We start from the raw sequence: 12,294 nt of genomic DNA on the forward strand, positions 1-12,294 counted from the left end.
GCTCAGCCTTTGAGCGCGAGTGGCAGGCCCGCGACCATCAGCGTCGCGCGCGTGCTCGCGGCGGCGACGCGCTGGTTCAGGCGCCCGAGTTCATCGACGTAGCGACGCGTCACCGAGCCGAGCGGCACCACGCCCAGGCCGATCTCGTTACTGACGATGATGATCTTGCCGCGCGCGTCGGACACGGCGGCGTCGAAAGCGTTTAGGGCTTCGTGCGGCGCCGGGTGCGCTTCGGTGTAATCGGCGGGGCAGAGCAGGTTGGCGAGCCACAGCGTGAGGCAGTCGATCAAGACGCAATGTCCGTCGCGGGCCACCGAGGAGAGCGCGCCCGCGAGATCGAGCGGTGCTTCGAGCAGCGACCAGTGCGCCGGCCGCCGCACACGATGATGCGCGATGCGTTCCCCGAACTCCGCATCGCCGATGCGCGCGGTCGCGACGTAGGTGACGGGCAGGCCGCTTTCGGCAGCGAGCCGTTCGGCATGCGCGCTCTTGCCCGAGCGCGCGCCGCCGAGGATGAAGGTGAGGTCCCGCGATGGAGCAGAGGAGGTCATCGGGGTATTGTAGCGGCGGGCTAAGATAACGGGCCATCCATGGCCTTATAGGGAAAGCGACCTCATGCACTTCGCGCCGCGCGGCACGCTGATGATCCAGGGCACGACCTCCGATGCAGGCAAGAGCACGCTCGTCGCGGGCCTGTGCCGGCTCGCGCGGCGCGGCGGCGTGCGGGTCGCGCCGTTCAAGCCGCAGAACATGGCGCTCAACAGCGCCGTGACCGTCGACGGCGGCGAGATCGGCCGTGCGCAGGCGTTGCAGGCGATCGCGGCCGGCGTCGATGCGCAGATCGACTTCAATCCGGTGCTGCTCAAGCCGACGAGCGATCGCGGCGCGCAGGTCATCATCCACGGCCACGCGCACGCGAATCTCGATGCGCGGGCGTATCACGAATACAAGAGCGTCGCGTTCGAGGCCGTGCTGGCTTCGTATGCGCGGCTCAAGGCGGCTTTCGATTCGATCATCGTCGAGGGTGCGGGAAGCCCGGCGGAGATCAACCTGCGCAAGCGCGACATCGCGAACATGGGCTTTGCGGAGCGCGTCGATTGCCCGGTCGTGCTGGTTGCCGATATCGACCGCGGGGGCGTGTTCGCGCATCTGGTCGGCACGTTGGCGTGCTTGTCGGAAAGCGAGCGGGCGCGCATTCGCGGCTTCGTGATCAACCGGTTTCGCGGCGATATCGGCTTGCTGCAGCCCGGGCTCGACTGGCTCACGGCCCGTACCGGCAAACCGGTGCTCGGCGTCGTGCCTTACCTCCACGGCCTCACGCTCGACGCCGAAGACATGCTGCCGAGCGAAAAGCACACGCGCGGCGCCCGCGACGCGCTGAAGGTGATCGTGCCGGCGCTGCCGCGCATCAGCAATCACACGGATTTCGATGCGCTGCGCGCGCACCCCCAGGTCGACTTTCAATACGTGCGAGCCGGGATCGCGCCGCCGCCGGCCGATCTGATCGTGCTGCCCGGCTCGAAAAGCGTGCAGCGCGATCTCGCGTGGCTGCGCGATAACGGCTGGGATCGCGCGATCGCGCGGCATCTTCGCTATGGCGGCAAGCTGCTCGGCATCTGCGGCGGGATGCAGATGCTCGGGCGCGACATCGACGATCCCGACGGCATCGAAGGTCCGGCGGGACGGATCGACGGGCTCGGCCTGCTCGATCTGTCGACGACGCTCACGCCGCACAAGCTGCTCGAAAACGTGACCGGGCGACTTGCGCTCGATGGCGACGCAACGGCGCCCGTGCGCGGCTACGAAATTCACATGGGACGCACGAGCGGCGCGGCACTCGCGCGGCCCGCCGTGCTGCTCGACGACGGCCGGCCGGACGGCGCCGTTTCGGACGACGGCCAGATCGCGGCGACGTATCTGCACGGCCTCTTCGATACGCCGGAAGCCTGCGCGGCGCTGCTGGAATGGGCGGGCGTCGGGGAAGCGGAAGCGCTCGATTATCCGGCGCTCAGGGAAGCGTCGCTGGATCGGCTGGCCGATGCGCTCGCTGAATCGCTCGATCTGGATGCGGTTGGCGCGGCGTTCGGCTGACGCCGCGCTTTGCCCGCGCTCGCCTCAATACAAGATCATCTGCGTGCAGCGAAACAGCGCGACGGTCTTGCCGTCCGCGTTCGTCACAATCGCGTCCCACACTTGCGTGCTGCGCCCGAGATGCACGGCCGTCGCCCGCGCGACGATCTTCCCTTCGCGCGCCGTCCCGAGATGATTGCTTTTCAGCTCGACGGTCGTGAAGTTCTTCGCGCCCTCGGGCAGATGCGCGATACACGCATAGCCGCAGCACGTATCGGCGAGACCGATCACGCTGGCCGCGTGCAGGAAGCCGTTCGGAGCGAGAAGCTGGGGCCGGATCGGCAATTCGCCGACCAGCGCGCCGCTGTCGAGCGAGACCAGTTCGATGCCGAGCAGCTCCGGCAGGCAGCCGCGCTGGCGATTGCGCAGGAAATCGAGGGTGACATCGGGGCGTAGTGTCGTCATGGGCAGGAGAACGTTGGCTGTTTGCAAGATATCCGGCGCGGCCGGTTTTACCGATAATATCAACGGCTCGAACATTGCAGGTTTCAAAACAACGATCCGGCCAGCGGGATTTCACCATTTCCGGCTGTCGGGCAGAACATTTCGGGAAACTTCATGACGGTGATCGTGGTGGCGAATCCGAAGGGCGGCGTCGGCAAGAGCACGCTCGCGACGAATCTGGCGGGGTATTTCGCGGCGAACGGCGAGTGGGTCGCGCTCGCGGATCTCGACAAACAGCGCTCGGCCCACGCCTGGCTCACATTGCGGGCGGATACCCTGCCGAGGATCGAAGAGTGGCAAGTGGACATCGACGCGCCGTCCAAGCCGCCGAAAGGTCTGGAAAAAGCCGTCGTCGATACGCCGGCCGGGATTCACGGCAACCGGCTCGCGCTCGCGCTGGAACTGGCGGACAAGGTGATCGTGCCGCTTCAGCCGTCGATGTTCGACATCCTCGCGACGCAGGACTTCCTGCAGAAATTGTCGAAGGAAAAGGCGGTGCGCAAGGGCGCGATCGAGATCGGCGTGGTCGGGATGCGGGTGGATGCCCGCACACGCTCGGCAGACCAGTTGCACCGGTTCGTCGAGGGGCTCGAACTGCCGGTGCTCGGGTTCGTGCGCGATACGCAGAATTATGTGCAGCTTGCGGCGCACGGGCTCACGATCTGGGATGTCGCGAAGAGCCGCGTGGAGAAGGACCTGGAACAGTGGCAGCCGATCGTGGAGTGGGCGGGGAAGTAGAGAGGGAGGCCGGCCATTGTCTGTTTGCGATCTTTCGTTTCGCCGCATGGTATTAGAGGGATTTTCGGAGACTTCTTAAAATCTCCTTCGCAGAAAAAATACCCGCGCTCTCTACGTCCAGTTCTGCGTCGGCACGTGATCGCGGCTGCCCTTGATGCGGTTCTTCTCGTCGACGAATACCAGATCCGGCTTCCAGCCCGCCTTCAATTCCGCCTCGTCGACCGAAGCGAACGCCGCGATGATCACCAGGTCGCCCAGTTGCGCCCGGCGCGCGGCCGAGCCGTTGAGCGAAATCATTCCGCTGCCGCGCTCGCCCTTGATCGCGTAAGTCGTCAGGCGCTCACCGTTGTTCACGTTCCAGATGTCGATCTGCTCGTTCTCGACGAGATTCGCCGCTTCGAGCAAATCTTCGTCGATTGCGCACGAGCCTTCGTAATGCAATTCGCAGTGCGTGACCGTCGCGCGGTGAATCTTCGATTTCAGCATGGTTCGCTGCATGGCTTCGTCTCTCAAATTTCCAGGTTGTCGATGAGGCGGGTCGTGCCGAGCTTCGCGGCGGCGAGCACGACGAGCGGCGCGTCGGCGTCGGCGGGGCCGGGCGGCAGCAAGTCAAAACGCTTGCGCACAGCGACGTAGTCGGGGTTCCAGCCGCGCGCCGCCAGCGAATCCATCGCGTCTTTTTCGATGGCCTGGAAGTCGCGGTTGCCGGCCAGCACGGCATCGCGCACGCGATTCAGCGTCGCGGCGAGCACCGGCGCCTCGGCGCGTTCGGCGGCCGCGAGAAAGCGGTTGCGGGAACTGAGCGCGAGGCCGTCGGTGTCGCGCACGGTTTCGGCGGCGATCACTTCGGTCGGCAGCGCGAACTGGTGGCACATCTGCCGGACGATCATCAACTGCTGGTAATCCTTCTTGCCGAACACCGCGACGCGCGGTTGCACGCACGACATCAGCTTCATCACGACCGTGCACACGCCCTGGAAGAATCCCGGGCGGAATTCGCCTTCGAGGATATCGCCGAGATCGTGCGGCGGATGCACGCGGTATTGCTGCGGCTGCGGATACAGGTCCTGTTCCGTCGGCGCGAACAGCACGTAGACGTTTTCCTTTTGCAGCTTCTCGATGTCGTCCTGCAGCGTGCGCGGGTATTTGTCGAAATCTTCGTTCGGGCCGAACTGCAGCCGGTTCACGAAAATGCTCGCGACCACCGGATCGCCGTGCTGGCGCGCGAGCCGCATCAGCGAGAGATGGCCCTCGTGCAGGTTGCCCATCGTCGGGACGAAGGCGGTTCGGTTCTGTCCGCGCAACTGGTCGCGCAGTTCATGGATGGAGCTGATGACTTTCATCTAGCGGTTGTCTCCTGGCGGGCAGCTTTATCCGGCTGCTCCGAGGCAAGGGTAAGGGAAGGGGAAATGGGAGCCTTCAGGCCGGCGAATACGCGAGCCTCACGTAAATCGGCGCATACGGCTCGGCCTGGGTGATCTCGATCAGCGATTCCCGCGACAACTCGAGCATCGCGATGAAATTCACCACGACGACCGCAACGCCGCGCGAGGTCTGGAAGAGGTCGGAGAATTCCATGAAGCGCGCGGTCTGAAGGCGCCGCAGGATCACGCTCATGTGCTCGCGCACCGACAACTGTTCGCGCGAAATCTTGTGATGCTGGACGAGCTTCGCGCGCTTGATGACATCGGCCCAGGCGGCGCGCAGATCGATCAGCTCGACGTCGGGGAAGCGCTGCGCCGGCGATTGCTCGATATAGACGTCCGCGCGCAGGAAGTCGCGCCCGAGTTGCGGCAACTGGTCGAGCCTCAGCGCGGCGAGCTTCATCTGCTCGTATTCGAGCAGGCGACGCACGAGTTCGGCGCGCGGGTCCTCGGCTTCCTCGCCGGTGTCGGCCTTTTTCACCGGCAGCAACATGCGCGACTTGATCTCGATCAGCATCGCAGCCATCAGCAGGTATTCGCCGGCAAGTTCCAGATTCGATTCGCGGATCTGGTCGACATAGCCGAGATACTGCTTGGTCACGTCCGCCATCGGGATGTCGAGGACGTTGAAGTTCTGCTTGCGGATCAGGTACAGCAAGAGATCGAGCGGACCTTCGAAAGCCTCCAGAAAGACTTCGAGCGCGTCCGGCGGAATGTAGAGGTCCGTCGGCAGCTTCCAGAGCGGCTCGCCGTACAGATGCGCGAACGCGACGCCGTCAATCACGTCGGGCGTAGAATCGGTCGCGGGCGCGGCGAGCTTTGCGCGTCTGTCCTCGCGCGCCTCCTGCACGGCCTGGTCCGATGCCGGATGCGCCTCGCGGGCGGCGCTCACGTTCAGAAGTTCTGGTAGTAGACGTAAGGCGTCTGTTCCACGCGCGACGTTTTCTGCTTCGCGCGTTCGTCGAGGTCGATCGGCTGCTTGTCCCACAGGAGCGCGCGGCCGCTGCGCTGTTCTTCTTCCAGCGACGGCTTCTGCGCTTTCAACTGATTGATGAACTGGGTGATGTCCGACTGGTACATGATTCGACTTCCGTTGGGATCGGGGCAATTCGACGGGGGCGGCAATCCGGTGGGCAGCCCGTTGGGTAGTCCGTTGGGTTGTCCATTGGCAGCTGCGATTTCGATGCAATTTTACCGCAAGCGCTCCGGCGCGGTTCGATATCGGCGGTTGCAATCCGCTTGATTGGCCGAATGGCCTATCGGAATCGTCGTAAAACGGCGGCTACGGCGCCTGAACGGCCTGCGCGGCCGGAACCCGCGCCGCTTCGGGCCGTCCAAGGCGGGCGGCCGGCGTTTCCACCAACGTTTTCAGCGCATTCCGAAGCGCGCTGCGCGATGTCCTTGCCGCCGTCGCCGCAGCGCGTGCGTCGGTCATTTTGGGATGGCTCCAGCGGTCGATGTGGTGAAATAGCGCCTGCGCGATTTTCGAACGCGACGAACACGCGTCGCCATCGACATCGACGCAAACAGGCAAAATGCGCCTCGGTCGCAAACCGGCAAGTCGTTCGATGCCGTGAATTGCAATAAACACACCAATCAATTCCGGAGGTCACGTTTGGCGGGGCGCCTGTTAGATTCCTTGCGGACGATGCGCAGGCCGGACGGCTCGCGACGGCCCGCTGCGCCGCCACGACGCCGCATCGCGCGAATCTGCGGCGCGCTCTTCCTCCTGGCTGCGGCGCAGTCGGCGCTGGCGAAGTACACCGTCGACATCGACGCGCCGCGCAGCGTGCGTTCGCTGCTGAAGGACCATCTCGACCTGGCGCGCTTCGCCAAGCGCGACGACGTCAGCGACGAACAGTTCCAGTTCCTCGTCACCGCGACGCCGCAGGACGTCCGCGATCTCGTCGCGACCGAGGGCTATTTCACGCCGGTCGTGCGCACGGACGTCAAGGTCGTCGACAACAAGAAAACCGTCACCGTGAGCGTCGATCCGGGTCCGCAGACGACCGTCGCGTCGGTCTCGCTGACGTTCAAGGGCGCCGTGACGACCGAGGACCCCAAGCAGGAGAACACCGCGCGCTTCGCGTTCTCGGTGCAGGAAGGCGACGCGTTCTCGCAGGACGCCTGGAGCGACGCCAAGAACGCCGCGCTGAAAGCCTTGCAGGCGCGCCGCTATCTCGGCGCGAAAATCACGCGCTCGCAGGCGCGGGTGAATCCGCGCACGCACATTGCCGATTTGTCGGTGACTTTCGACAGCGGCCCGACCTTCACCTTCGGCGATCTCGACGTGAGCGGCGTGCGCCGCTATCCGGAAGCGATCATCCACAACGTGAACCCGATCCATCCGGGCGACATCTACGACATCGCGCGCGTGAACGAACTCCAGCGCCAGTTGCAGAACACGCCGTACTACGCGAGCGTCGCGATCGACGCCGACAACGACGTCACCAAGCCCGACAACACGCCGATCCACCTGAAGGTCAGCGAGTACCCGTACAACAGCGTGCGCTACGGCGTCGGCTACGCGACGGACACCGGCCCGCACATCCAGGGCGCGTACAGCTATCTCGATACGTTCGGCAAGGCCTATCCGTTCACGATCTCCGGCCGCCTCGACCAGACGCAGCAATACGGCCAGGTGCAACTCGCGATGCCACCGGGCGCGCGCGGCTGGGTCAACAGCGTGCTCGCCTCGTACACGAACACCAACGTGTCGGACACGCGCATCTACAGCGCGCGCGTCGGCGTGCAGCGTTCGCGCTCGACGCAGAACATCGACACGACGTATGCCCTCATGTTCTACGACGACCGCCTGACGCAGAACGCGCCGAACCCGTCGAGTGCGCGCGCGCTGATGCCGTCCTGGCAGTGGATACGGCGCAACGTCGACGATCCGCTGTTCCCGCGCAGCGGCAACCTGGTCCGCGCGGAAGCGGGCTTTGCGATCAAGAACATAGCCACCGAGCAGACTTTCGCGCGGCTCTACACGAACCTGCTGCAATACCTCCCGATCACCAAGCGCGACCTGTTCGTGTTCCGCGCGGAATTCGGCGGCGTGTTCACGAGCGGACCGTCGAACGGCATTCCAGCGTCGCTGCTGTTTCGCGCGGGCGGCGCGAACTCGGTGCGCGGCTACAGTTACCTGAGCATCGGCAACAACGTCGACGGATCGATCCTGCCGACCAAGTATCTCGTCACCGGCAGCACCGAATATCAGCACTGGTTCACGCACGACTGGGGCGGCGCGGCATTCTTCGACATCGGTACCGCCACCGATACCTGGAAGGAGCGCGTCTTCCAGCCGGGCGTCGGCATCGGGGCGCGCTGGCGCAGTCCGGTCGGGCCGGTGAACGTTGACGTGGCCTATGGTTTCAAGAACAAGAGCATCAAGCCGTATCTGACGCTCGGCATCGCCTTCTGAACTTTTTGCGAAACCCCGCCACGCATGACCGACCCCACAGTCCATCCGAACGCAGACGAACCCGGCAACGGCGGGGGAGGCGACGCGCCCGGAGCTTCGGGTGCGCCTGACGCGCAGCCGCCGCGCCGGGGCGGCTGGCGGCGGCTCGCGAAGTGGCTCGGCGGGATCGTGCTCGCGCTCGTGCTGTGCCTGGCGCTCGGCGTCGGGATGATTTTCTATGCGCTCATGAGCGAGCGCGGCACGCATTACGTCTGGCAGGCGGCGACGTCGCTGCTCGATGGGCGGCTCAGCGGCACGCTCGACGGCGGCTCGGTCGCGACCGGCCTGCGTCTGCGCAACGTCCACTGGAAGAGCCTCGACGGCAAGGGCACCGACATCGCCGTCGACAGCGTCTCCGCCCGTTGGGAACTGACGCGTGAGCCGTGGCGCTTCACGATCGACTATCTGCATGTCGGGACGATCGACGCGCGCATCGCGCCGTCGCCCAAGGAAACGACGAAGACGGAATTGCCAAAGGATTTGCGCCTGCCGATCCAGCTTGCGATCCGCGACGTGAGCGTGGCGAAGTTGCGCCTGCATCAGGGCGCGACGACGACCGAACTCTCGCGGCTGCTGTTCCACGGACGCAGCGACGGACGTCATCACGAAGCGACCGTCGAGCGTCTCGACACGCCGTTCGGCGCGGTCAACGCGGCCGTGAAGATGGACGGCGGCGCGCGGCCGTTCCCGCTGACGGGCGACGCCGGCTACTCGGGCAAGGTGAACGGCGAGTCGGTGCAGGTCGCGGCGCATCTGACCGGATCGCTCGAAAACCTCGTCGCCGATGTGCAGGCGAGCGGCATGAAGCTGAACGGCCGCGCGCACGTCGAAGCGCTGCCGTTCGGCGACGTGCCGCTGAAAAACGCCATCGTGACCGTCGATCACGTCAATCCGCAGGCGTTCAGCCCGAGCGCGCCGTTCGCCGATCTCGCCGTGCGCGCCGAAGTGAAGCCGGCTGAGCCGGACAAGGCGGGTTCGCTCGTCGTGACCGGGCCGGTGTCGATCGTGAATGCGAAGCCGGGACCGGTCGACAAGCAGTTGCTCCCGCTCATCGACGCCCACGCGAACGTGCGCCTCGACGCCGCCGCGCAATCCATCACGGATCTGAACGTGCGGCTCGTGAAAGAAGCGACGATCACCGGCGGCGGGTCGCTCAAGGGCAATCACGGCCAGTTCGACCTGAAGGTCGCGAAACTCGACCTGAGCGCGATCCAGTCGAGCATCCGGCCGACGCAGTTCGCCGGGCCGATCGGCATCACGCTCGCGGGCGACACGCAGACCATCGTGCTCGACCTGAACGATCCGAAGTCGGCGATCCGCGCGCAGGGCAAGGTGAAGCTCGACGCCAAGCAGACCGCGTTCGAAGGCGTGAAGCTCTCGGTGGGGAAGGGCCGCGTCGAATTGAGCGGCGCGCTGAAGAAGGACGTCAATTCGAGCTATGACCTGAAGGCGACGCTCGTCGAGTTCAATCCGCTGTTGCTGATGCAGCAGGTGGCGAGCGCACCGCCCAAGGGCAAGAAGGCCGCGCCCGCGCGCGTGATCGAGGCGCGCGTGAACGGCACGCTGACGGCCGCGGGCGTGCTCGCGCCGACGCTCACCACCAAGGCGCAATTCAAGCTCGGCGAGAGCGTCTACGACAACCTGCCGCTGACGGGCGCCGGCACCGTGCAGGTCGCCGGCACGCGGATCCTGCCGAGCAACGCAAAGCTCTCGGTGGCGGGCAACGACATCGACCTGAACGGCAGCTTCGGCGCGCCCGGCGACCGTTTGCGCTTTCGCGTCGATGCGCCGGCGCTCGAACGGCTGGGCTTCGGCCTCGCGGGTCTCGTCAAGGCCGATGGCGACCTGACCGGCTCGTTCGCGCATCCGAACGTCGCGGCGAACTATCAGGCCGACGGCGTCGTGTTCGGCCCGAACCGGCTCGGCCACGCGGAAGGCCACGCTGAAATGCGCGACGGCGCGAACGGCGCGCTCGTTTTCACGACGAAAGCGCGCGATCTCAGCACCGAAGGCGTCGAACTCGCGACGCTCGACGCCAGCCTCACCGGCACGCGCGCGCAGCATAAGCTCGACGCCACCGCGACCGGCAAGGTGCGCGGCGAGGCGGTCAACCTGACGCTAGCCGCGAACGGCAAGCTCACGGACGCCCGCGACGGCCCGCACTGGGACGGCACGATCACGCGGCTCACGAACAAGGGAACGCCGTCGGTGAATCTCGAATCGCCGCTCACCGTGAGCTATGCGCCCAACCGCATCGTGCTCGGCGCGACGCGGTTGTCGGCGGAAGGCGCCGTGCTCGACCTGAAGTCGTTCGCTTTCGAGGGCGGGCGCATCCAGTCGGCGGGCACGCTCACGAACCTGTCGATCCCGCGCATTCTCGAAATCCGCCAGGAACTGACTGGCGCTGAGCCGCCGATCAAGACCGATCTCGTCTTCGACGGCGACTGGAACTTCTCGCTCGGCACGACGGCGACCGGCCACATCCAGATCAAGCGCCGCACCGGCGACGTCTCGGTCGACGCGGCGCGCGGTGTCGCGGCCCTCGGCATTTCGGACATCACCGCACGCGCGGACTTCACCAACGGCAATCGCCTGAACGCGACGTTCCACGCGCAGGCGACCCGCATCGGCTCGATCGATGCCAACGTGCACACGCCGCTCGTCGCGCGCGACGGCATTCTCACGGTCGCCGACGAAGCGCCGCTCACCGGCGCCATCGACGCGAACATTCCGCAACTGCGCACGACCGGCGGCCTGTTCGGCCCGAGCTACCTGCTCGGCGGGCGGCTCGCGCTGAAACTCACGATCGCGGGCATCGTCGCGAAGCCGAATCTCTCCGGCATGCTGACCGGCGATGAACTGTCCGCGACGCTGGTCGGCCAGGGCGTGCAATTGAAGGACGGCGTGATCCGCATCGCGCTCTCCGAGAATCTCGTCGACTTGCAGCAGGTCGAGTTCCACGGCGCGAGCGGCACGCTGCGTGCAACCGGCAAGGTGCGTCTCGACCAGAACCAGCCGGACCTGACGGCGAGCGTCATCGCGGACAAGCTCGAAATCTTCGCCTCGCCGGACCGGCAGTTATCGCTGTCGGGCAGCGCGAGCATCGCGAACGGCGGCGTGCTGGGCGGCATGAAGATCAACGGCAAGTTCACCGTCGATCACGCGCTCATCGATTTGCCGGAGAAGTCGGCACCGAGCCTCGGCGACGACGTCGTGATCGTGCGGCCCGACGGCACCGTGAAGGGCGAGGACAAGAACCAGCAGGTCGTCGCGGCCACCGACAAGCCGGTGAAGTTCGCCCCGCACGCCAACATCGATATCGATCTCGGGCAGAAATTCCGCTTCAGGGGCGCGGGTGCCGATCTGGGTCTCGCGGGCACGATCACCGCGATCAGCGCGCCGGACATGCCGCTGCGCGCGGTCGGCAACGTGCGCGTGACGCCGGGTTCGACCTACACGGCGTTCGGGCGCAAGCTCAATATCGAGAACGGGTTCTTCACGTTCAACGGGCCGGTGGCGAATCCGGGCATCAACATTCTCGCGATGCGACGCAATCAGGAAATCGAGGCGGGCGTGCAGGTGACGGGCACGGTGCAGTCGCCGACCGCCAAGCTTATTTCCGAGCCGAACGTGCCAGACAACGAAAAGCTGTCGTGGCTGCTGTTCGGGCATGGCACCGACCAGGGCAACAACATCGGCCAGCAGAGCGCGATGACCAGTGCGCTCGCGCTGCTCGGCAGCAGCAGCGGCAAGCGCATCGCGCAGACCTTCGGGCTCGACGAGTTTTCGATCGGCACGAGCGAGGTCGGGCTGACCGATCCGCAGGTCGTAATGATTTCGAAGGCGATCAACGAGCGGCTCGTGCTCGGTTACGAGCAGGGTTTGCAATCGGCGAGCAACGCGATCAAGGCGACGCTCAGCCTCTCGCGGTTCTGGTCGGTGACGGCTTACGGCGGCACGTTCGATGGAGTCGACTTGTCGTATACGCGACGGTTTGACCACTGGTTCCGGCGGGGCGGGCCGTGAGCCGCGCGGTTTAACCGGGCTGACCGGGGCCGCCGGCGCGAAAAGAAAGGCACGCGTTCGGCGTGCCCT

General features: G+C 65.7%; 10 protein-coding genes. 4 read left to right on the plus strand and 6 right to left on the minus strand.

The window, feature by feature from the left end; translation table 11 throughout:
* Positions 1-2: 2 nt before the first annotated feature.
* Positions 3-551 (minus strand): bifunctional adenosylcobinamide kinase/adenosylcobinamide-phosphate guanylyltransferase, encoded by a 549-nt coding sequence (gene cobU, locus AWB68_RS08245; protein WP_087643866.1) that lies wholly within the window; start codon positions 549-551, stop codon positions 3-5.
* 64 nt (positions 552-615) lie between these two features.
* On the opposite strand from cobU, the gene AWB68_RS08250 reads away from it, so the two are divergent.
* Positions 616-2,091 (plus strand): cobyric acid synthase, encoded by a 1,476-nt coding sequence (locus AWB68_RS08250; RefSeq protein WP_087643867.1) that lies wholly within the window; start codon positions 616-618, stop codon positions 2,089-2,091.
* 24 nt (positions 2,092-2,115) lie between these two features.
* Here AWB68_RS08250 and AWB68_RS08255 read toward each other — a convergent pair whose 3' ends face one another.
* Positions 2,116-2,535: a PaaI family thioesterase gene (locus AWB68_RS08255; RefSeq protein WP_087643947.1), complete on the minus strand. Its 420-nt coding sequence runs from the start codon at positions 2,533-2,535 to the stop codon at positions 2,116-2,118.
* Positions 2,536-2,688: 153 nt separating this feature from the next.
* Between AWB68_RS08255 and AWB68_RS08260 the strand changes: the two genes are divergently transcribed.
* Positions 2,689-3,312 carry a ParA family protein gene (locus AWB68_RS08260; protein WP_087643868.1) on the plus strand — a complete coding sequence of 208 codons (624 nt, stop codon included), beginning with the start codon at positions 2,689-2,691 and terminating at the stop codon, positions 3,310-3,312.
* 111 nt (positions 3,313-3,423) lie between these two features.
* Here the strand turns inward: AWB68_RS08260 and panD are convergent, their stop codons facing one another.
* The 4 genes from panD to AWB68_RS08280 form a co-directional block, all read right to left on the minus strand.
* Positions 3,424-3,810: an aspartate 1-decarboxylase gene (gene panD / locus AWB68_RS08265; RefSeq protein WP_087643869.1), complete on the minus strand. Its 387-nt coding sequence runs from the start codon at positions 3,808-3,810 to the stop codon at positions 3,424-3,426.
* Between the two features lie 11 nt (positions 3,811-3,821).
* Complete coding sequence (gene panC / locus AWB68_RS08270; RefSeq protein ID WP_087643870.1) at positions 3,822-4,655, minus strand: pantoate--beta-alanine ligase; 834 nt, start codon at positions 4,653-4,655, stop codon at positions 3,822-3,824.
* A 76-nt stretch (positions 4,656-4,731) separates the two neighbouring features.
* Positions 4,732-5,628 carry a segregation and condensation protein A gene (locus tag AWB68_RS08275; protein WP_374729563.1) on the minus strand — a complete coding sequence of 299 codons (897 nt, stop codon included), beginning with the start codon at positions 5,626-5,628 and terminating at the stop codon, positions 4,732-4,734.
* A 2-nt stretch (positions 5,629-5,630) separates the two neighbouring features.
* Entirely contained in the window at positions 5,631-5,819 is a 189-nt protein-coding gene (locus AWB68_RS08280) for a DUF3460 family protein (RefSeq protein ID WP_200828658.1), read from the minus strand.
* A gap of 565 nt (positions 5,820-6,384) precedes the next feature.
* On the opposite strand from AWB68_RS08280, the gene AWB68_RS08290 reads away from it, so the two are divergent.
* Both AWB68_RS08290 and AWB68_RS08295 read left to right on the plus strand, forming a co-directional pair.
* Complete coding sequence (locus AWB68_RS08290; protein WP_087643873.1) at positions 6,385-8,160, plus strand: autotransporter assembly complex protein TamA; 1,776 nt, start codon at positions 6,385-6,387, stop codon at positions 8,158-8,160.
* Between the two features lie 24 nt (positions 8,161-8,184).
* A complete protein-coding gene (locus AWB68_RS08295; RefSeq protein WP_087643874.1) occupies positions 8,185-12,225 on the plus strand; it encodes a translocation/assembly module TamB domain-containing protein in 4,041 nt (1,346 codons plus the stop codon).
* Positions 12,226-12,294 lie beyond the last annotated feature (69 nt).

The sequence above is a fragment of the Caballeronia choica genome, assembly GCF_001544535.1.
In the GTDB taxonomy this organism is placed as follows: domain Bacteria; phylum Pseudomonadota; class Gammaproteobacteria; order Burkholderiales; family Burkholderiaceae; genus Caballeronia; species Caballeronia choica.